The 22,185-nt window shown below is 34.9% G+C and carries 15 protein-coding genes and 1 pseudogene; 9 read left to right on the top strand and 7 right to left on the bottom strand.

The annotated features are described in order from the left end of the window. Positions 1-22: 22 nt before the first annotated feature. The 5 genes from ANA_RS14840 to ANA_RS14820 all read right to left on the bottom strand — a co-directional run bounded on the left by ANA_RS14840 (position 23) and on the right by ANA_RS14820 (position 2,478). Positions 23-436 (bottom strand): hypothetical protein, encoded by a 414-nt coding sequence (locus ANA_RS14840; RefSeq protein WP_041458088.1) that lies wholly within the window; start codon positions 434-436, stop codon positions 23-25. A 252-nt stretch (positions 437-688) separates the two neighbouring features. Beyond that, positions 689-979, bottom strand: coding sequence for a hypothetical protein (locus tag ANA_RS14835; RefSeq protein ID WP_015081243.1), 291 nt, complete (start codon positions 977-979; stop codon positions 689-691). A gap of 76 nt (positions 980-1,055) precedes the next feature. Continuing rightward, on the bottom strand, positions 1,056-1,442 hold the full coding sequence (locus ANA_RS14830) for a DUF4326 domain-containing protein (RefSeq protein ID WP_015081244.1): 387 nt from the start codon (positions 1,440-1,442) through the stop codon (positions 1,056-1,058). A 465-nt stretch (positions 1,443-1,907) separates the two neighbouring features. After that, positions 1,908-2,270, bottom strand: a complete 363-nt coding sequence (locus ANA_RS14825; protein ID WP_015080855.1) for a hypothetical protein — start codon at positions 2,268-2,270, stop codon at positions 1,908-1,910. 61 nt (positions 2,271-2,331) lie between these two features. Next, positions 2,332-2,478, bottom strand: coding sequence for a hypothetical protein (locus tag ANA_RS14820; RefSeq protein ID WP_235081857.1), 147 nt, complete (start codon positions 2,476-2,478; stop codon positions 2,332-2,334). A 106-nt stretch (positions 2,479-2,584) separates the two neighbouring features. On the opposite strand from ANA_RS14820, the gene ANA_RS14815 reads away from it, so the two are divergent. The 8 genes from ANA_RS14815 (at position 2,585) to ANA_RS14775 (ending at position 13,853) form a co-directional block, all read left to right on the top strand. Further along, positions 2,585-2,770, top strand: coding sequence for a DNA cytosine methyltransferase (locus ANA_RS14815; protein WP_041458086.1), 186 nt, complete (start codon positions 2,585-2,587; stop codon positions 2,768-2,770). A gap of 141 nt (positions 2,771-2,911) precedes the next feature. Continuing rightward, on the top strand, positions 2,912-3,298 hold the full coding sequence (locus tag ANA_RS23635; RefSeq protein WP_083881476.1) for a DNA cytosine methyltransferase: 387 nt from the start codon (positions 2,912-2,914) through the stop codon (positions 3,296-3,298). Between the two features lie 1,279 nt (positions 3,299-4,577). Further along, positions 4,578-5,510 carry a response regulator gene (locus tag ANA_RS14800; protein ID WP_015080853.1) on the top strand — a complete coding sequence of 311 codons (933 nt, stop codon included), beginning with the start codon at positions 4,578-4,580 and terminating at the stop codon, positions 5,508-5,510. Positions 5,511-5,993: 483 nt separating this feature from the next. After that, positions 5,994-7,337, top strand: coding sequence for a radical SAM protein (locus ANA_RS14795; RefSeq protein WP_015080852.1), 1,344 nt, complete (start codon positions 5,994-5,996; stop codon positions 7,335-7,337). A 312-nt stretch (positions 7,338-7,649) separates the two neighbouring features. After that, positions 7,650-9,749 carry a hypothetical protein gene (locus tag ANA_RS14790; RefSeq protein ID WP_041458084.1) on the top strand — a complete coding sequence of 700 codons (2,100 nt, stop codon included), beginning with the start codon at positions 7,650-7,652 and terminating at the stop codon, positions 9,747-9,749. Positions 9,750-9,860: 111 nt separating this feature from the next. Beyond that, complete coding sequence (locus tag ANA_RS14785) at positions 9,861-11,237, top strand: hypothetical protein (protein WP_015080850.1); 1,377 nt, start codon at positions 9,861-9,863, stop codon at positions 11,235-11,237. A 24-nt stretch (positions 11,238-11,261) separates the two neighbouring features. Then, positions 11,262-12,764 (top strand): hypothetical protein, encoded by a 1,503-nt coding sequence (locus ANA_RS14780; RefSeq protein ID WP_015080849.1) that lies wholly within the window; start codon positions 11,262-11,264, stop codon positions 12,762-12,764. A 12-nt stretch (positions 12,765-12,776) separates the two neighbouring features. After that, positions 12,777-13,853: a response regulator gene (locus tag ANA_RS14775; protein ID WP_015080848.1), complete on the top strand. Its 1,077-nt coding sequence runs from the start codon at positions 12,777-12,779 to the stop codon at positions 13,851-13,853. 269 nt (positions 13,854-14,122) lie between these two features. On the opposite strand, the gene ANA_RS28265 is transcribed toward ANA_RS14775, so the two are convergent. Then, on the bottom strand, positions 14,123-14,254 hold the full coding sequence (locus ANA_RS28265) for a hypothetical protein (protein WP_256369493.1): 132 nt from the start codon (positions 14,252-14,254) through the stop codon (positions 14,123-14,125). A 471-nt stretch (positions 14,255-14,725) separates the two neighbouring features. Between ANA_RS28265 and ANA_RS14770 the strand changes: the two are divergent. Beyond that, positions 14,726-16,322: pseudogene (locus tag ANA_RS14770) on the top strand (IS1634 family transposase). Positions 16,323-16,698: 376 nt separating this feature from the next. Here ANA_RS14770 and ANA_RS14765 read toward each other — a convergent pair. Then, positions 16,699-22,185, bottom strand: coding sequence for a methylation-associated defense system ATP-binding protein MAD8 (locus ANA_RS14765; protein WP_015080847.1), 5,487 nt, complete (start codon positions 22,183-22,185; stop codon positions 16,699-16,701).

Below are 22,185 nucleotides of genomic sequence, written 5' to 3'. Positions count from 1 at the left end.
ATTAAATCAATCAAGCAAAGATTTAGTATGGAGGATACCCATATTCATCATCTCCATCTCCATCTTCACTTTCTTTAAAGCCATTCGTTTGACTAGTCTCATAACCAAACTCTCTAGCTTTCTTAGCTGCTACTCGTTCTTGAATTAGTTTCTTCTCAGAATAATGTTCTGATCTGACACTTAACAACTCATCAACGGTAAAACCTAACTCTTGGATAAATTCAATCAATTCATCTAAAGATTTATCGTGAATTGGATCTATTTTCCATTCATCACCAAATTCTGTATTATAACCTTCTAAGCCACGTTTATAATTAGGATTATCAAGCTTATGCTGTTCCCAACTCATAACTCGAATAGCATCTAATAAAGTTAAACGTTGCTTTTCAATAACTTGAACTTCTTGTTGAGATTTTGTGACAAATTTAATAGCCATGATGAAACTCCTAAAAGAAAATAAAATGAAAGAAAAAAAAGAAAAGGAATCAATTGACTCCCAAAATCTCTTCGCGGTAGCGTCCATATTTAATAAAATGCTGAAATAAATATTCAATGAAACCTCCAAAAAATATTAGAGATTTCATTAAGGTTTATTTAACAGCAATAGTTTTACAACAACATCACTATTTGGCAATAGCTTTTTAAAAAGCCCCGATTCTACAAGAACCAGGACTTTGATATCAGCTACTTACTTTGGCAAATTCTCAATAGATACTAATTCTGGAATTTTAGAAATGTCAGTTACTTTTTGTAATCTTTTTCCAATAATGGAAAGTATTTTTAGCTTTTCAGAAGTACACTTATCCTTGAGATAGTATCCCTGAATTCCAAAGTCAATATTTAAGATCGTATGAATTTCTGCCTCCATACTTGAATTAATTGTTTTTAAGTCAGCGATAGCATTCAAAGCATCTAACTGATTTGTAACTCCTAATTTCTCGTAAATTTCTAACAGCATTGGTGCATTATTATCAGACATAATCAAATTCCACCTCAAAAACAACACCAATTAGCGGTAGCACTCACAATAATTTGCAAATGCTACCAAAATAAAATCACTTATAATACTCGCTATACGCTTGTTTAAACCAATCTTGCTGAATTATCCAATTCACACACCTAATAATTCCATCCCCATGACATTGCAAAGGACTACACCAACAAGTTAAGATTACATTTACACCTTCAAGAACTTTAAAGCATATATTCCTAAGAGCGATTGTTGTTTCATCAAGTATTCCCTCATTCATCCAAAGTTTAACTTTGTCGTACAAATATTTATCGAACATTTTACAACTTTCAACTCTTTCTTTCTCGCTGCTGACTTTAAATGGATTATGTAAAGAACTTTCTTGTAAACCATAAAACTTATTAAGTCTACCAATATAAATTTTATCTTGACCAATAAAACCGTCACGTTTACCATTGATTATTTTAATCATAATTTCCTTTATTTTATTAATTAATTCACTGCCAGAATTAACTAGCAGTGACGTTACATTATCTATTCATTTTTATCATTTAAATGATTAGAAATTACTCTCACAAGACTGTCAATATTCGATTGATTAAGCATTTTATTCTTGACTATCAAATCAAATACATAAATTGACTGCATGGGGTTTAATTGTTTAATTGTTTGAGCTTTTTAATAACATCACTCCAAACACCATTAATGATTTTGTTTGACAATTCTTCAGCAAAACACCAAGCGTCTGATGCTTCAAGATACATTTAATTCACCTCTTATCTAAACTAAATTATTCAGAATTTCGTTGTTTGGCAACCAATTACAAACTCATTGTTTCTCACTTCTAAGTAAATCACAAACTAAAAGCGGTAGCAAATAAAAATCATGTTTTTAGTTGGTGTTACTAAAAAATCAATAACACCAACTTGTTTTGTTATTACATCTGCACTAATTCAAAAACTGACTCAGCTATTAAACCTCTAACTTTTATCTCCAATGGAAAGCTAGGATGTTTAACACGCTTGGCTTCTCTTGGAGTTCCATCGTCACCTTCAAAATACCCATTATTCAATGCAACCCAATCAGCAAAATGTTGATATTCTGAATAAGATTTTAACCCGATATAGGTGATAAAACTCTTGAATCCAGAATCAGAATCAGGCGACTCTTCCCAGTGAAAGCGATTACTGAAAGTTCCGACAATTGTAATGCGATCGCTCAACTTAACTACTGTATAATTCCCATGAGGTGAAACACTTTTAACTTCACCTTCAATTCCTGCAAAATTGATTCTGTTCATGATAAAATATTCCTAGTTGTTACTTTCGGAAATAGTATGGATTGAATTATTTACTCGCAATTTATTTGGCTTGCTTTTTAGCGGTATATACAAAGCTTTCTAATTCCAACTGGATAGAAATTGCAAACTGTTCAAGAGAATTGCAGGGATATTTTGCGGATAAGTTTCTGATTTTCTCCAAGATTTCTGCGACATCATTTTCAAGCATCTTCAACCTATTACTGTCCATTGGTGATTCAACTGATTTAACTAATTTCATGGCTCTAAACAACAACAGCAAACTCTAAAGGCGGTAGCACAGAAATAATTTTGTTATGATTACCTGTATTGATTACTTTGCTGGAATTGGTGCGTGGGAATTGGCTGCTGAAATTGTTCAACAAATTTATGGTTATCAGATTTTCACAACTTACCAATTTGTAGAGATTCTGCCTGAAGCGCAAAAAGTATTGCGTTCACACTATCCACTAATTCCTATTCACTCTGATATTAAAACTTAAGTAAGTCGGCCCAATAAAATCGATATATGTTTAGTTTTGTAAAAACCGTGAAACACCCTATTTATAAGGTATTCGTTAATTTATATTTCGTTACATAGATTGATTCTTTAACGCCGACCTACTTACACACCGCCACAAAATATAGATGTCTACTTCGTTTCCCACCCATGCACAGGCACATCTAACGCAGGTAAAAGAACCGGACTTGCACACCCAGAGTCAAACTTATGGTTTGAAGCCTTCCGGTGTATCTGCATTGGCAAGCCCAAATTTGTCGTTATTGAGAACCCTGAAGGATTTATCCATAGAGGATTACGAGCGTGCCTTGGAGGACTCAGAATGGCAGGATACTCTACAGAAGTTGAAATTATCTCGGCATCGGAGTTTGGAGCGCCGCACCTTCGTAAAAGGATATTCGTTGTTGCCCACACTAACCACTTATCCTTGCAGCAACGGGAAGGGTGGAAATGCTGGAGCGAACAAATTGGAGAGGATATTGAAAGAACAAGGTCGTTTGGAAAGCGATAGCGAAGCGCTGCTGCAAGCAGTTCGCAAGCTTTCAGTCAAAGCAGCACTGTGGAAGATGGGGTTCCCATCTGGTTATCTGGATTGTCTTATTCAGGGTGGTGGAAAAAGAATAACCCCCCATTAGATTGTGGAGTTCCTAGAAACACACCGGGACGTAGGGAAGCAATTAATTTAATTGGTCGTTCAATTGTGCCGTTGCAAGCAGCAATTCCTTTGATAAGAGTAAAGTTTTTAACAAGTCTATCAATAGGCAATTACCTACGGTAAATTTCGTGAACGCTTAATTATGACACGAAAATTTTGAACCCATTATTTTAAACGCCAGAATTACAAATAATTTGTAGTAAAAACGCTACCGCGCTTTGGTGTTGTTGTTTTTTCGAGGGCGCACAAGTCGAGCAAATGATTTTGTTTTATGAAGCCTGTAAGCGTCTTAATTATAAAGGTAAATCCATCACAATGGATGCAATAAACGCCAAAATTAACCAAATATGGGATGAATTAATAAGTAATGAGTAAATTTTGTTGCCATCTCTGAGATTCTACTGCATTTGATTTTTCCTCTAGGAATTGTACTGAGATATGCTGGAATCCCCTTGATCAATAAATTCCAGGAAATCTGAACAAGCACTGACCCCCAATATTTTGATACACTCTGGAAACAATGGTTATAAAAGGTATATCAACAGGGTACTTTGCAGTTAATTATAAATAGACAGTTCAACACTCTCGACTGTTAGCCTAAAAGCGAACATCTTTTGGACGGCTCCTTCGGAACATCGCCTAGTTACTTAGTCAAAAATGCAAACTCTAGCTTTGGTATCAAATGAAAATCTTACTAAATGCAGCGTGTATCAATATTCTACAAATAAAATTTGAAATTATACCTGTAACTTGGTTTCATGAGATTACTGTATTTAGTATCTTAAGAGCCAGGCTGTACAAGAATTTCCCTTAGATAACAGTTTTTTCGTGTTATTTGTAACCTAAATAATTGTGACGAAGACGATAAGTAGAATTAACCTGATTCAGATCGTCAACAGTCACAGTTACGAAAACTGGAAAAACTTTTGGCTCTTCGGTACTTGTTATGCTAAATTATTTTCTTAAATCCCAAAATCTTTGTTGTATAAGGATTTTACGTTAATTCATTGGTTATTTTGACAAATTTGGTATCAAAAACAATAAAATCCTTTATTTATATGGGTTGTGGGGTAAATAAACCCATATTTGGCATAACAGTTACGAAAACTGGAAAAACTTTTTTGTGGTTATCTCGATGAATCCTCAAGTGCTAATTTTAGACGACAGTGAAGAATGGCTGGCGTTACATAAAAGCCAGTTAGAAAATGCAGGAATCAGTTGCTATGCTACCAAAAATTCAATTGAAGCTATAGACTTTGCCACAAAATACAACATCAAGATAGCCCTGATTGATGAAATTTTATTTACTCTTGGGCAAGAAGGAGAATTACAACGCTTGCAAGGAAGAGGCGTTATCCGTGAACTTATTAATCGTGGTATAGCTACTAGGTTTATCTTCATCACCGCCTCACCTTACAACAAAGGTAAGCTGAATGAACCAGGATTTTGGAGAGAATTTGTATCTTTAAAAGTTCTGCCTGGTGTAATTGAAGTCATTAATAAACAGGAAATAGACCACAACCAGGAGGAAACTTATGAGCGAGTAATTAATCTTATCATAAATCTCAATCAACAGACTCATAAGGTAAACAAGATTAATAGGGGAAAAACTCCATTAGCACAATTTTTTCAACTAGTAAAAAACCTTCGGGTTGATTTTAGTATGGTCTTATTCACCATCAACATTCATTCAGATAAGGAAAATAAAATGACTATTAAGCACATTTATGTATCCAATAGCAATGGTGTCTTCTTCAACGAAGATAAAGTTGAAGGAGAGCAAATCGGAGTACAAAATAATTATTTCACCAACCCGGATGTAGTAGAATCTGCCCAGGAAATGAATGCGATAGTTGATGTTGTATCACCAATCTATTCTATCGAAACTGATTGGCAAAAACAGCGATTTGCTGAGGCTTTGAAGCGGGAAATTGAAAAGAGACCAGAACTTAAGGCTAAGATTGTTTCTGCCATTAAATCTGGTGGAACTGAAGCATTTAAGCAATTGTGCAGTCACCCTGCAATTGACATAGTGCTTGCTGCATATGAAGGATGGCAAAATCCTTAATTGCTTAACGTCCGATTCTTGTCCTAGAAGATAATCTAAATTGTGGTAGTGTGTCAAACTGCATCACCTACCACAATAGACAACATCAGCAGTTACAAGTATCGATTCTTGAGGTTAATCGATGAAAATTTTCAGAAAGTTGCTTGTATAGACTCTACAGAGGCAGAATTAGCAAGTCAGTTCTTGTAACCTGGTTACAAGCTTTTATCTGGGGTATCGCTTGCATCCCTAATGGGGTAATAGATAGAGAATTTAATGCTAAAAATAAGTTTTGTTGTAACTTGGTTAATTGTTACATAATTTTCGTCTCTAAATCGGAGGTTTTATAAGAAGTGGACAAGTATACAATCATCTCGCTAGACAAAGGAGATCACTCTTTACCAATTTTACAAAACTTAAAGAAGAATCTAGCAATTTTCAAAACTAAATTTCTTTTAGAGGATTAACCAAGTTTGAGGAGGTGAATGAGGAGGTTAGTTTTATATGTCTCTAGCAGCTAGTAAAGGAGGAGTATATGCAAAGCACAATGATGCTATTGGTTATGATATCAATATAGTCAGACAATGGTTATCAGTAGGTCAAAAACAAATTACTAGTTATCAACTTTATCAAAATTTAGTTGAAACATCAGGTCTTATACAGTTAGAACTAGGTATAGGCAATACTTGTGGATTAGAATGCCAACATTGCTTTTTGGGTTATGAAAGTGGCGCTATGATCAGCCAATTAACACCCATGCCAATCTTACTAAACACAGTCACAAAAATGATCGAGCAAATGGGTACAAGATTAATTGCAGTCACAGATAGAGATGCTCTTACTCCCAACCGTTCAATCCCCTTGTTTGAACATATAGCTAAACTTCGCACAAAATATCCCCAAATCAAGATGGGTGGAGTTACTAATGGTTTAGCTATTGATAAATATGCTGATAATTTAGAGCAAATTCAACTCGATTATTTAGATATTTCATTAGACGGCTTACGTGATGAACATGATGCAATTAGAGGAAAAGGTAAATTTGATTTAGTCTTAAAAAACTTAAGAATTGCTGTAAATCACCAGTTAGCCAAAAGAGTAATTGTAGCTACTACACTCCACCGCTTCAATGATGATTCAGTTATTAAACTAATTCATAAACTTATTATTGAAGAAGAAATACAATGGTTTGATATTGGTCCTTTGATGGCTGTAAAAATGCAAAACTACCAGCTACAATCCAAGGATATAGTAGTCTTTTTAGACAGCTTATCTCAATCTCTTCAGCCAATTAAAATTTCTAAATCAGTCACGATTTTAGTAGAAATTTGTGCTTATTGTGCTGCCTTTATTCCAGCTTTAATAGAAAGTGGTTGGCTAATTCCAGAAAAGATTCGTCAAGATGAATATGGACACTTATATCAAAATATTCACATTAATGACTCTATAACCATCACACTTCGCCCAGAATTAATTCCTGAATACTGGCGACACACTTTGCGGATTTCATCAGATGGTTATGTAGTCGGAGGATGTGAACCTTTAACCCAAAAAGATTATACTCACCTAGCTGTCAGCAATATTCAGATGGAAGATATCCAAAATATTTACCACAAAGCATTAGCAATAAACTCACCTTTTTATCATGCAATTATGAGTTACGACCAGTCAAGTTGCCGTCATAAAGCTTGTTTTTCTCATTGTTTAGGTGGAGATTCTCTTTTAGCTAAGGCGGTATACGATGATTACAACGTGAAAGATCCTAACTGTACTTGGGACGAATATCAATATAAAAATATGCTGAACAACGAAAAATACAGCACTTTGTGTAACGGTTTGGTACAATAATTGAGAAGATAAAAGTAAAAAATAAGACAAAACTCTACTCGGCATATCTGCGTAAGAAAATTATTAGCGTTTACGAAGCGGGAAATACATCTATGCTGTAACTATAATTATATCTCTATCAATACCTTAGCCAAACCCCTGAAACCCTATTGATATCTTCACGATTTTATTGGGTTTCAGACCTATATTTTGAAAATTGGCTAAAGTATTGTCTATATGTAAATTTTTATATTTACTGTGGATAGGATAACATATTGAACTGGTATAATCTCCAAAGAGGAGTGTAATAAAAAGTAAGTGGCTAAATTCTTTATGACTTCTAACCCATATTTTTCCAGTTATGTTGAAAGGATTCAAGAAGCTTTAGCAGTTTTCTCTATGACTGATGCTGAATCTGCAAGGTATGTCCAGTTTAACGACTCTATTAATAATTATCACCCTAACTTTTTGATTTTTGAGATTTTATTTAATTATAAATATCAGAATCAAGAAGAAACAGTTATTAGAAGAAGATTTGATCCTCATGTTTCTGACCAATTATTCAACACTTTCCAAACAGAATCATTATTAAATGATGTCAAGAGATTATATGATAATGCTAACTTTCGGAATTTAGACTGGCAATCAGTTAAGTGGGAAACCCAAGAAACTGATGAGTTTGGTATATCAGATATGGCGGAAGTCATGCAGCGTTTAGACAAAATTTATTACGATAGAATAAAAAAATTAGAGCCAGGTGAAATTCTAGACAAAGATGAATTAGATGAAATAAAACAGATAATTAAAAAATTAATTACGCGATACGAAATAGAATTTATTCCTACTAATTTTGGTGCTACTGCTGTTATTTATGAAGCCTGGAAACTAGGTAATCTACTTCCTTTGGGTAGTCAAGAAAAAGATTTAAACAAATTCCAGAAAATGATTGATGGGTTGTTTATTTGTCAAAACCAACCCAACACCAAAGATATATTATTAACAATGGCTCAGAATCTAGGACTATCGCATTTAACAGAGATCGAGAAAAGCCGACTTAGAAATGACAAGGTTTGGACGAGGCAATTATATAATGACCCTTCTCAAGCCTGGTTCGCTTGTGTAGAGAAGTCTTTAATCCATAAAACTCCCTATACTAATGAACATCCAAATTTTTTAAAGAATTATCTGATTCATTTTCCATTAATCATTGATAACTACTGGTTTGCTGGCATGGCATATTTATTTGCTCAATGGGATACAAGAGAGCCAGAAACACCAGAAATTTTTCAAAGACAAAAGTATTTTAAACTTTATAATGTTATTCAAACAGTCTCAGAAACACTGAAGTTTTCTCTGAAATTTGATGCTTTATCAAAAATAGAGGAGAAATTGAAAAATAACCTAAGCTTACCCGATTTATTTCTAGAAACAGTAAAAGATTATTTTGTGAACTTTAATGTTGCTAAAACCGGAGAAAATACCAATAAATCTTCGACTAATACTATGTTAGTTTATTCTGAACATGGTGTCGATATTTATGGACCCACATGGTTAACAGAAAAACATAGAAATTTAATTAAAGAAGAATTGGATGGGCAGAAAAAGATAGTAGGTATTAATATTCCCGGTTTATATGAAGAACTACTTTTAAGGAAAAAAGAAGCTGAGAAAATTCAAATGCGGGGTAGAGAAGAACAATCTAGACAAATAGCACATCAAGCGGCTGGTTTAGTAGCTGAAGTTTGGGATGATCCGGCAAAAGAATCCCTGAAACCGAGAACAAAATCATCTCTTTGGCAATTGAAATCCTTAATAGAGATTTGGGGTAACTTTGACCTTAAAGCGTCAAAAAATATTTCTGAAGAACCAGAACCTGATTTTCCTGAATGGGAGACTTTAACCAATAAACAGGTTTTTTATGAGTTGATTAATATTAGTCTACGTCATGCTTTACGACGTGCAACATACACTCGCACCTTAGAAGAAACAAGTGATATTGAAACTCAAAAAGTTGATACAAAAACAGTCGATAAAGCCTTGGAAATTTCAGCAAGTTTAAAACCAGTCTCCATATTTAGTAATGAGGTATTTGAAAGTTCTTTAGAAGCAGCTATTGAATGGTCAGATGGGGATAGTCCAGATTGGTTACGATGGAGAGGTTTTGCTATTTGTTTTCATCATTGTTTTTGGCAAGCAGCATATCATGCCTTCCGTGCTAAATGTGCTGGTCAATCAGGTCCATATTTACTGATACAAGTAGAGAAAGATAAAGTAATTATTAAAAATCGCAAACAACTCAAACTATTACAACAAGAAGAACCAAGAGATATGACATTTTATCAGTCTTTAAATAATCGTATGCAAGACATTTTAGAGATTGTAGTGCCACCAGTAGAAGATGATTTATGGTATACAGTTATTAATAAAAAGTAATATAGAAATTCGGTTTGATTCCTGAAATTACTTCCGTAGGAAAGCAAGAGGATTTCAGAATATTAAAGTGTACAGAGTTTTGTTCAAAAATAAAATAGGAGTCCTATATTTATGACAGTAATAAGACAATATTTAAATCAAAATGACCAATGCTTAGGATATGTCTGGAATCAAGAGCAAGGACAAAAAGTAGTAATTGTTGTTGATGACAGTTTTAAATTGGTTGAATATGATTCTCCTCCAAATGCACATGGCTATGGTTTAAAAGTAATTTTTGATAAACTGAGCCGTCGTGATGATATTCTAGCAATTGGTTTTTTTGACTTACCTCAATCACCTCAAACTCAAGATATTCAATTAATTGTTGAGACTATCCAAGCTTGGATAAGAGAACTACAATTTCAAAATTATAAGCTATACTTACTAGTAGATTATTATCATGGTCAGCAAACTACGAGAAGTAACGCACATGGGATAGATTTTGTGGATTATTGGCAAGAACATCAACCTCTAAGAGCAAAAAAAATTGCTCATTTAAGTATTGCTGGTGCTAGTTCTGGGGAAGATATACCTAACCCTTATGATTTAGAATGTTTTTCAAAACCATTAATTCACTCTTGTAAGCAGGATTATAAGCAACTACCTGAAGCTTTTTTGTCTTGGTTAGATATTGACGAACATCCTCTATACCGACTATGGCGTTACTCGGATAGATGGTTTTTAAGCGATGATACAACAATCCTAGTGAAGCATAACTTTGGAGAAGTGAGAAAATTCTTATTTGAGTCAAAAGACGATAATGATTTTTTTCACGCTAGTGAATACAAAAGGAAAATCACCGATGCCTTATACATTAATCTACCTAACGCTTGGTGGGAAAATGAGGCATCAGCTAATAATATTCATGAGTCACTAAAATGTCTGACTGGTGCTTTTTTTTGTGGTCAAACCAACAATAGTGCAAAGCGTAATCTTTGCGTTGGCTCTGCTTATATTATAGCATTAATGGCTCATCAAAAAGTTTACGGAAATGCAGATATTTTCATAAATGACCCTGAAACTTGGATTGCTTGTTCACACGCTAGTAGTCCAATTTTCGCTTTACAGGAGCAAGAAACGGCACGCACTTCAGCTATTGCTCTCTATGACTTATTTATTTGTCTATTTACCCCACGCCATACAAATCAAGAAAGCTCATCCGGAAAATCTTTAGTACGTAGTGTATGCTTTTATGAAGCAGGTAGAGTTTTAAAAATACAACTTAACTGGAATGCTCAAAAACCATCGTTAGATAGTCCAGACAGTCTAGCGAAAATTAATAGTAAAACATTTCAACAGCCAACAATAAATATGTCACAAATTGCTAAAAATACTAGGACTACTATTTTGAATTTATGGTGCCAAATGGCAATTAGTGAAAGTGGATTTATGAGTCCGGGAGTTGTATACATGGAAGCAGACACAATAGTAATTGCTTCTACAAAGTAAACTAACACCAACATTACATCAATTATGAATAACATACAATTAATTCAACCTTACCTAACTGCTTGTGTGATTTGCAGAGATAATAGAAATTCTCTTTGGGCAAAAGCTTTATTAAATAATTTTGCTGAAGTATACATCATTGCATCCAACAGTGATTATAGAAAATTTAACCATAGCGATACAGAAGGGGTAATTATTCCCAAAAGCAAATTACCTACATTCATAGATGCTATATTTTTTCATTCTAGTGATGAACAACTTTGGCGTAGTTGTAATTTAAATTCTCAACATATTTTTGAGTTTAATACTCCTGGCAATCCTGAAGTTAAAGAAGGTATTTTGCCAATATTACGTCCAACAGCGCCAAATTTTGCAATTAAACTACAAGATATTGAAGAGATAGCTGACTATGTAACTGGAAAATCCTTAAGTTTGCCTCTTATCTGCTGTAAAACTTTAGAATTACTGCCAGCACTGTCATTGCTTTCTCAGACTTATCTAGCAGTATATTCTCAGCAACAAGAAGTATGGCATCCATCATGGTGGCTTAACGGTTTGGGTATTTCAGAGTATAGCCAAAAACAAGCTGATTACCTGATAAATTTATTAGATAGTGAGTGGCAGATAACCAGGAGAAATAATAGTGATAAACAAGATGTTGCAACTTTAATCCATCATATTGCTTCATCTACACTCTCTGAAAAGCAAATCAATCCAAATATAGTAGTAGCGGCTGATCAAGTCCTTAACACTCAACTGTGTTTACAATCTATTGATTTAGTTGTGAGGAAAATTAAATCTCAATTTAATACAATTTTAGCTTTTAGGGACAGTTTAACAAGTGTTGCTACAGCCAGTGTTATCTCTACATTGAATAATATTCCCACGTTATTTATTGATGAAAATGAACATCTACATAAATCGAAGGCTTTCAAACAATCCGTCATTATCATGGCAGAAAACCAGTTAAAACACCTGCCAATGCTGAGAGTAGAAAACTTCAGTGGTGCTGTTTTAGTGTTGACTGCTACTCCGTTTTCACTCTTAAAACAGCAGTACCGAGTTCTGCGTTTTGGACATGGTTCTCATGATTGTTTCGGCAGTTCTTGGGTACTTCCTGATTTGCTAAATAAGATAGCAGAATTAGTCCCATTAGAGCCAGAAAACCTTAAATTATTGCAGAAAGAATTACAAGCTATGCAAAAAATAAGGAATAATCAAATAACATCATGCCTGGAAAATATTAAATATCTTAAAAATCTAAGTCATGAAGATGATCAGAGAATAAAAGATATAGAAAACGCTATTGAACAATGGCGAGCAGATGCTCGCGTAGCTTGTCATACAGTCGTGAAAATTGGAAATGAGCGTCAACAATTACAACAGCACTTTCAAACAGCACTAAATAATCTTAGTATTCAGGATAACGAACAAAGATATCAGGCAATATCTAGATTAGAAGAAGCATTTAACCATTTAAAAGACCTGTTACAATCTACTGGTGAAAAATTTATTTCTTCATATTAAAAAGGTGAGAATGTGATTGATTTCAGTATTTTAGTGCTAGATGATGATGAACTTTGGGTAGCGCTACATGAACGGCGATTAGAACAAGCTGGTTTTATCTGTCACTCTACTCAAGATGCCAAAGAAGCTATCAAAATAGCTAAAACAAACCCAACTGTCAAGTTTGCACTAATTGATGAGATTCTCTATGTTACGCCTACTTCTGAAACTGAGGAGCAAAGAGAACTCCAACGATGGCAAGGAACGGGTGTGATACGAGAAATCTGCGCCCAACGCTCTGATATACAAATTATTGTAGTTACAGCAGCCCCTGTTTTTCTGAGTGATGGTGATAATCAACTATTTAGACGGGAAACAGCAAAATTGCGGAGGCAAAAAGGAGTTATTGATGTCATTCACAAATCAGATATAAAGGAAGATCCTGATGGTTCTTACGACTGGCTAATAAACTTACTTAACCAGCCTAATGTATCTGCTAACACTTCTGTAGTCACACCAAAAGTTTTAATTGGTTTAGGGTTCACAAGCGATGAACGTCAGGCTATGGCTGAACAGATGAATATGCCTAAAAAGCAATATTTGTCCATAGCTCCTTTGCTGGAAAAAGGTAAATCAGAGAAAGCTAAACTGAAAATATTAGATAATTTTTGGGAGAGGGCGAAGGAAAAATCTGTGTTATTAGAAATGCCTGGTTCTAAAAAACTTGATCCTTTATCAGGAATAAAAGCCGAATCAAGTGCTTTCCAAATATTAGCTTGTTTGGCAAAAAAAACTGAATTACAAACTCCGGTAATTATTTGTGAGCAAGATTATAAATGTTCACCACGTAAGTCAAAACCGCAAGTAGATGATATTCCTGAGCATGATCCTTCATCTGTTAGGGATTATACTTATGAGAATGGAGTTCAATTTGAGGGAGGAACAAGCAAAAACTCCCCTCTTAAGGTGGCGATACACAGATTAAGTAGGCAATTAAGTAAATTCAATGTTGGTCCTGCTGGTAAGTTATTTATGTATAAACCAGAGGATAAAGGCTACCATCCTTGTTTTGAATTAGGCATTGTTCTTTACACAATAAAGAACAGGTAATTGATGCTTGTGATTAGTGAGTGGCTAATTCCTATTTTGGGAAGGGCTGAAAAGAAGGTGATCGCGTAAGCCCTGCTGCAAGTAGTTCGCTTTACTAATCCTGTTTATCTTCTAACTCGTAAATCCGCATTGATGGATGTTCGTCCATCATCCGCCAGTAATATCCATGAGAAGGTAATGAAACCGTACCACCACAACAGTATAAAAATACTTGAAAGCCTCTGAATTAAGTTTGAGAGGCTTTTGTTATGGGAATTTATTGAATCAAATTATACCACTTTCCAGCCAAAAGTATTATTGCTAAGAGGGAAACCAGGAAGAAAACCAGGTGGGAAACTAAGATTACCACCAATACCATCAGGAGGATTAATCAAAGGAGGAAGAACATTAGTAGCCCACATTCCGCACTTCATTTTGTAGTACAGATACAAGTGTAATAAGTAACAGAAACAGCTTAAATATAAACACATAACTAAGTTGGCAATAAATATAGGCAGTAATATAAAAATTGCCAACAAATTGAAATTAATAACTCCCGGTTCGCCCATTTAAAATCGAGTTACAAAAAAGCTGAACGATTTAATCAGGGTTTTCGGCTTTGATAAAAATGTACTACCCTACAGACTTTATGCGATAGCGAAGCGCTGCTGCAAGCAGTTCGCATAAAAATAGAGTTTTAGCGCCGGATGTGGTAGTTCAAGCTAAATTTCGGGAAATCGCTAAAACCATTACGACACCTGGATTTCTTGTTTTTTTGGCAATTTCTCGAACTCCAAAAAAAATGAGCGAACCGGGAGTAATAAGGTATTGACAATAAATTCAGAAGAAAAAATGAGAAAATGAGTCTGAAGGAAATCAAAATACCCAAAAATATGAATTACCAAAAAGAAGAATTTGAGAGTAAAAACTTAGATCACTTAGGAATAATAGATGAGATAGGAATAGTAGAAAAAATTAATGAGATATTCTTAGTAGATATCAGAGAGAAAGTAAATACAGGCGAAGTAGTCAAAGCAATCATTCTCAATGGACTGGGTTTTGTATCAAGACCATTATATTTATTCCCTGATTTTTTTCAAGATAAACCCATAGAACATTTAATAAAGGAAGGAATAAAAGCATCAGATTTAAACGATGATAAAATAGGTAGAGTAATGGACAAGCTCTATAAATATGGATTAACAAAAATATTCCTAATAATTGCCTTAGAAGTAGTCAAGAAATTTGGAATAGAAACTAAATATTCCCATTTAGATTCAAGCTCATTACATTTACATGGAGAGTATAAGAACTGCGTAAATAATGAAGATAAAGAACAAGGAATAAACAAAGAAAATCCGATTAATATCACACAGGGCTATTCCCGTGACCATCGCCCAGACTTAAAACAATGTATATTAGATTTAATAGTAAGTAGTGATGGAGATATACCTTTATTTTTCAGAGGAGCATCAGGAAACGAATCAGATAAAGCCGTATTTGCTCACATCTTAGTGGAATATTCTAAACAAATAGATTTTGAAAGTATAATGGTCGCTGATAGTGCATTATATAGTGAAAATAATTTAAAATTAATGTCGAACATGAAATGGATAAGTCGAGTACCATTATCCATTAAAAAAGCCAAAAACTTAGTGAAAGCATTTATAAGTAAAGAACTGAAACCAAGTGATATCAAAGGATATAGCTATCAGGAAGAGAAAGTATTTTACGGGGGAATAGAGCAAAGATGGTTATTAGTTGAAAGCACAGAAAGGAAAAAAGCAGATTTAAAGAAATTAAGCAAAAAAATCTTAGAAGAGTTTCTAAAAACTAATAAACAGCTAGTCAAGTTAGAAAAAGAAGATTTTTGTTCAAAATCTTTAGCAGAATTAAAAATTAAAGACATAATAGCAAAATTAAAATATCATCAAACATCTGACATAGAAATTACCGAAAAATTAAATAAAGGACAAACAGTAGTTTATCAAGTGAGATGTAAATTAATAGAAAATCAGGAGTTAATCAAAAAACATGAAAATTCTTGTGGTCGATTTATTTTATTCTTCGAATATTTTAGATACAACCAAATTAACACCTACAGAAATATTGAAAATATATAAAGAACAGCAATCAACAGAGCGAGGATTTAGATTTATCAAAGACCCATTGTTTTTCGCGGATAGTTTGTTTGTGAAAAATCCCGAAAGAGTAGAGACAATGATGATGTTAATGGCATTGTGTCTTCTGGTTTATAATCTGGGACAAAGACAATTACGAATTGCATTGAAAACACAAAAAGCTACTGTTAAAAATCAACTGAGTAAACCCACAGAATCTCCCACATTAAGGTGGATATTTCAATGTTTTCAGGGGATTCATATTCTGATTACACAAGAAGTTGATAAGATTCTTAACTTAACGGATGAACATTGTAGGATATTGCAATTCCTACCTAATTCTTGTCAAAAATATTATTTATTGTGTTAGTTGCCGACTCTATAATTCCCTATCGCATAGTCTTGTATTTGCATAATTGATTAAAAAATTCAAATTAAACTGTCTTACTAGCTTTTTAAACATAATAAAAAAGCTGAATTTTTGGTGTATATAATTTATTTATTGGTGGCTACTTAGTTTTTAAAAATTCTAGTTTTTAATTAGTCGTCAATGTAGTTTTTGTATACTACTTTTTGAAGTGCGGAATGTGGGCTTTAGTATCTGCGGAATGTGGGGTATAAAGTTGAAATATTCACTAAGTAAATACATTGTCATCTGCCAAAAGATAGATATTGAAACAGAGATATTGATAAACAAGTGATTATTGAGAGAAACTTAGCTATATAGAAAGTCTATTGGCTGTTAACTAGATATGAACTGCGGTTTTTGTGCTGCCACCATGTTGGGTTACTCTAGGACGACACCGAATTTTAATCGCTCCTTTGGCAAAGGCATCATCACTAGCTTTACTCGACCAAATATAAGCTTCCCCAGCACCAAGATGACTCATATTTTTTGAAGTTAGAGAATTAAGTGCGACATTAGCTTTTTGAATATGCTTTAGCCAAGCTGGTGAGTTGAATCTGTGCATTACTATATGTGAGGATAACTCAATTAGAGATATAGGAACTGATGGTGGGTCTTGTGAGGCAACCATTATGCTAGTACCCTTGTGTCTCATTTCTCGAACTACCTCTATTAATCCATCTACAAGGTCTGGACTTTCTATATATTTATGAGCCTCATCAAAAACAACAAGTTTATTAAATTGCTGTCCGTTATTAGTTGCTTCTGAAATAATTTGCAACAACACAACGAAGAGTCCCAACGCTTCGTCTTTTTCAATAAAATCATCTCGTAAATCCACGATTATTAAGCGACCGGGAAGAATAGTATCAGTCAGCCGACGGCTATCATCAATATATTCAGCTGCAAATTCTAATCTAGTTCTTGCTAAATCTTTTAAATGATCTGATAGAGAAGAGTTTTCTACGCCTTGGAGAATTTCTTGAAAAGTTATTTGGTCGCGTAGTCTTCTCATAATTTGGTTGATTTGACGCAAATACATACTTTGGCTACCAACAGCACCCATCAAAAATTTCCAGTGTGTAGCTTTTAGTTCTGATGCAGCAAAGGTAAGAGGAAGAACTTCTATATTTGGGTACTCAGCTTTTCTTTCTTCAAGTTTTGCAGAGGGAACAAGAATTACGACATCGTTAAGCGCGGCTGGTTCTGCCCCAAATCTTTCCCTTAACAGAGCTACCTGAGCAGACTCGGAGTTGGGAGAAACCATTGAGGTAAACTCTGGTTTGTAATCTTGGGTTTGACTGTAATGGAAAATTACAGTTGCTAAAGGACTTGGTAAAATATTGATATTTGAAATGGGCATACAAGCCATTTCAACAATGCTCCCTAATGTGTAACTTTTTCCTGCTCCCTGAACTCCAAAAAGGCTGATGGTATGAGTTTGATTCAAGTCTAAGGCAACCTTACGCCCAGACGTTTCTCCTAAAATTCCATACTGGGGTGTTGGAGATTGAACACCAAGCATTATGTCATAATTCAGTTCAGTTTGAGGTGTATCATCAGTCTCTATCTCTGGTGGTAAAGATAAGACAATATTTTCTGATGATTTAATAACCTCAACAGGTTTAAAGATATCTTGATGTTCTTTTTGTGTTTCAGGTTCTACTTTGTAAGCTTCGATTTCTCTATCCAAATTTGAGGATACTTCAAGAGAATTTTCTGTTGATTTAACTAATAAAGTGGATATTTCAGGCTGTTCTTGTTTTGGGGAAATATTTTGTTCTTTATCCTTTGTAAAATCATCACAAGTTGTAGAGCGTTCCCTTGATGGGACAAGAAAAGCGGCTGAAACCAGACGGGGTATTGAGTCTGTAACGTCCCTTTGTTTTAACTCTTGTTGAATTTCTTCTTGCTCAGAGTGTTGAGTGATTTGTGTGAGGGCTGGTTCTGCTAAAGCAACCAATTCTTCAATTAAATCAATACCGATGCGATGAAATTCAATTCCTCGGTCATACTCTGGTGGTTCAGTTCCCGGTTTTTGAAAATCAAAAATTAGCGCACTTTGAGTAAATTGTAACGTATAACCATCTTCTAAAGTTGTTAGTAGACTTCTAGCTTCATTGGCAGCATCTTTATCGATTACTCCATATCGTAAAGATCGATCTAAGTAAAATTCCAATATAGTTGCAAACTCACGAATTTTTAGTAGAAAATCTGGTCTTTCTTGTAGTTCAAAGTGTAGACATAAAACATTTTTAGATTGATTAATTTGTTCTGAAATTTCATCTTTCAATCGATTGAAATCACTAACACTTCCTACTTGTGCATAGCATTTTACCTCAACCAAATTACAAACTATAGTTCGAGTTGTGATATTTAGATCGAAAAGTGCTAAATCTGTCCTTTGAAGGGTAACTGAGTTACCCAAAGCTTCTGCTTGCTGCTTTGCTTTTTGAAATAGTTCTATATGGGCATCAAGCGGTAGTATAATTTGGTTTGATAATGCTCCTTGATACTGCAAAAATAGACGAGCTAAAGCTAACCCAAGTGCCTCTGTTTGCTGGTTAGCAGATGAAATTAGTTTTAATGCTAATCGTCCAGAAAGCGATCGCATCTGCTCAAGGATAAGCTGCGTATTTCTTTCTTTTGCTTTTAATCCGTGTCGCTCTAGTACCTGGGACAATACTGATTCCAGTTCTGATAAAGAGCGCGAGGTAATGACCAATCGATGTCCAACACTAGCAGTAGAATCAGGAACATAGTCAACCAAGTAAGGCGGGCGATCGCTCTGACCACCATGATCAAAAAATTCAATGCCGATATTACGATCAATGGTGAAGACCCAATCACAGACATTATGAATATGGTGCAATAATTCCCGTTGTTCTGCATTTAGACCCAACGTTACCACCGGACGATTTTCAAAAGCTGGTATCCCTGTAGCAACAGTAGCAGTTGCGCCGGATATTATTTTCGGTAACTCAGCCAGTAAATCAATCAAGCTTTCCGCACCAGGAAGAGTAAGTGCCTTTCCATGACACGGTTGTCGCCGCCAAAAAGTACCGCTTTCATCATCTTGGAATTCGATAACAAAGTCTTGAATTAAACCATGTAATGATGCAATTTCTTTTGGTTGAAAGGGTGGCGCTGAACCAATTTCTTTTGCAGGAAATAAATCTACCAGTATGCTGATGTGGGCTTGGTATTTATTTTCTGATTCTAGGTTACGAAAATCATTAACGGAATGAACTGCCAAACTTAACTTTGGAAATAAATAATTTCCGCTAGATGTAGAAAAAGCATCAACTACTTCTGAAGTTATGTTGGCAGTTGGTGTAAGGAGTTGTTCTATGGCTTCACCAACTCCTGGTACTTCTGGGTCAGGGACAAATAAGCGAATTTCATACCGTAAATTGCGAAATGCTTCACGCTTTTGCAATAAAATAATGGCATCTGCAAGGATGGTGGCACGACCTGAGTTAAAGGCATTAATAGTGAGTGTGCGGATATAAGGGTTTTGTGCCAAATACCTTTCAATCCGAGAAGCTAAAACTTCAGCATTCACCGCAGCACCAATAGTAGGTTCTGGTAGTCCAAAAGCAGTACAGACTTCACCTAACAAGCCGCGTGTGTTTTCTTCGGTTGATTGGGCATACAGCGACCAAAAGAAATTAATATTATCAACGGTAATGAAAACTCTGCCATCAGTTAGGGGCAAAGTAGGGGGTACATTTAAAGGTACAAACCCCCGCAAAATGCTATCTCGCGTAGAACTCACATATTCTTCTTGCCCATTGTAGGCAGCAGTAATCCAGGACTGTGCAACTTGACTCCATGTAGTTAGCCATAAGGCACGTAACGGATGGGTTGGACCCAGTAATATAGCTTCTCGTGTTTGTCCCCGGAAGTCTATAACTTCTAAGCGCACGGTATCTACCAAAAGTAGTTTTTTCAAATCACTTAGAGACTGCCCATCTGAACCATTGCTTTTTTCTACTTTACGGCACAAGTCAACTAATATTTCTCTGTATGCAGCAGCATACTCATAACAATAGTTTTTTAAATCACTAAAATTAACTGCCTGAGAAATGAAATTCTTGTCCTCTGAAAGAACGGCGGCGAAATAATCAGCACGGGTTGATAAAAAACTTGATGCTAGTCCTGATTTTGGAAAATCAATAATATCTGGTAAGGGAGAACCAACTTGACCCATGCTGACCTGTAATTTCCAACTTACAGGACTTTGTGGAGATGTTAATATTGCCAGTTCCAAATCTTTTAAGCATGGTGCTATAGGAATACGAAATTTGCCATCCCGACCAAATTTAACTTCTAAGGCTTCTTGGAATGTTCTGCGAGTTTTGCTACTTTTCTCAGCCCAAACTACATCTTTAAGAGTAACTGCTTTGGGATCACGACGCTCCGAAATAGCTGCAAACTGAAGCTTCAGTTTAGCGTGTTCTAAACTTGTTTCTTCAAAAAACTTGATTGTTGGTGGTTCTGCATCAATTTCAGTATTTGGAAGTACATAAAATAATTCACTTTCATAAGGTTTTATCTTGCCCAACCTTGAATTTATATCTGGTTCAGTTAAACGTATTGGATCATCATTTTCTGTCCAAGGTAAAACCCTAACAGAATGCCAGCCTTCTTCAAATTCAAATTGATCGAGTTTATCTAAAGTAACACTTTTAGTTGTTTTTTTTGTTGTCCATGCTTTAACTTTTTTAGCACTTCCAACAGTACAACCATCTTGCGTCATAATTTGGACAGTAAAGTGATTTAACCCTTCTATTTGTTGAGGGTGAGGATCTACCTTAAATTCAACTTTAAATTTTTTCTGCTCTTTGGGAACTAATACTTGTTGACCAATTAGGCTTTGTAAATTTTGATTAGTTGCGTTATCTTGAATAAATGTTAGCCCAATATCTAGAACTTCTATCGATACTTTGTCAGGACTAACTTCTTCCTGAAATTTCCATTTATCAAAAGAAATATCCCAATTTTTTGGATTTATTACAACTTGCTTAGTCCAGATACGAGGGTCTTCTAAACCTACTTCTACTAAAAATTCAGTTAATCTATTTTGAAATATTTTGTCTGTTAACTCTAAATCTAAAACTCTACCCCGAATTGATTTATCAAAATTTAAGGTAAGTTTTTGCATCGATTCTAAATTCTTGCGGATTTTAAAAGTGGTAGTTGCAGGTTCATCAAACAAATGAAAATCTGGAACCAAGCCCAATTCATATAATGCAGCACCAAGGGTATCTCCATCTATTCCATTAATTACTGCTGTTTGCAAAAAACGCGCTTGTGTTACTGCATTAGTCCAACGCCATTTTTCTTGGGTTAAATACCTCAAAATTTCTTTAACATAACCTTGTAGGGGTGTCGGAACTTGCTGAATGAGTTTTTGAACCAGTTGTTGATAAACATCAGCCAAAGAAATTTCTTCAAATGATGCAACGTTGAAGGAATCTTCTGCATTTGTTTGCAAATTGGAGGGTAAAAATACCAGTAATGGTGGTCTCAATGAACCATCAGGTAAAGGGTTGCGTAGTTCGATTAACTTGGTAGATGAAATATATAAATCTGTATCGTCAGTATTTTGACCATTACCATTCAAAATAAAACTCTGTGCTTCTGGGATTTCTCGGCGCAAGCTGCGTGTCAGTACAATCATTAGATGTGAGTCTAAATCTGCGACTCGCATACAATGACCTTTGCTGCGTGAAGCAAGAATATCTCTCAGGCGCGGCAATAATAATAATTCTAAGGCTTGAGTTAATTCATCATCCTGAAGTTCCTGAAAACCTTGGCTCAT

Origin of the sequence: Anabaena sp. 90, from assembly GCF_000312705.1 — a bacterium.
In the GTDB taxonomy this organism is placed as follows: Bacteria; Cyanobacteriota; Cyanobacteriia; order Cyanobacteriales; family Nostocaceae; genus Dolichospermum; species Dolichospermum lemmermannii.
Note: the sequence above shows the minus strand (reverse complement) of the source record. Positions and strands in the feature narration are given on the sequence as shown.

Coding starts and splice junctions, on each gene's coding strand:
- ANA_RS14840 (WP_041458088.1), bottom strand. CDS start 436: ATGGCTATTAAATTTGTCACAAAATCTCAACAAGAAGTTCAAGTTATT.
- ANA_RS14835 (WP_015081243.1), bottom strand. CDS start 979: ATGTCTGATAATAATGCACCAATGCTGTTAGAAATTTACGAGAAATTA.
- ANA_RS14830 (WP_015081244.1), bottom strand. CDS start 1,442: ATGATTAAAATAATCAATGGTAAACGTGACGGTTTTATTGGTCAAGAT.
- ANA_RS14825 (WP_015080855.1), bottom strand. CDS start 2,270: ATGAACAGAATCAATTTTGCAGGAATTGAAGGTGAAGTTAAAAGTGTT.
- ANA_RS14820 (WP_235081857.1), bottom strand. CDS start 2,478: ATGCTTGAAAATGATGTCGCAGAAATCTTGGAGAAAATCAGAAACTTA.
- ANA_RS14815 (WP_041458086.1), top strand. CDS start 2,585: ATGATTACCTGTATTGATTACTTTGCTGGAATTGGTGCGTGGGAATTG.
- ANA_RS14800 (WP_015080853.1), top strand. CDS start 4,578: ATGAATCCTCAAGTGCTAATTTTAGACGACAGTGAAGAATGGCTGGCG.
- ANA_RS14795 (WP_015080852.1), top strand. CDS start 5,994: ATGTCTCTAGCAGCTAGTAAAGGAGGAGTATATGCAAAGCACAATGAT.
- ANA_RS14790 (WP_041458084.1), top strand. CDS start 7,650: ATGACTTCTAACCCATATTTTTCCAGTTATGTTGAAAGGATTCAAGAA.
- ANA_RS14785 (WP_015080850.1), top strand. CDS start 9,861: ATGACAGTAATAAGACAATATTTAAATCAAAATGACCAATGCTTAGGA.
- ANA_RS14780 (WP_015080849.1), top strand. CDS start 11,262: ATGAATAACATACAATTAATTCAACCTTACCTAACTGCTTGTGTGATT.
- ANA_RS28265 (WP_256369493.1), bottom strand. CDS start 14,254: ATGTGGGCTACTAATGTTCTTCCTCCTTTGATTAATCCTCCTGATGGT.
- ANA_RS14765 (WP_015080847.1), bottom strand. CDS start 22,185: ATGAGCCAAGGTTTTCAGGAACTTCAGGATGATGAATTAACTCAAGCC.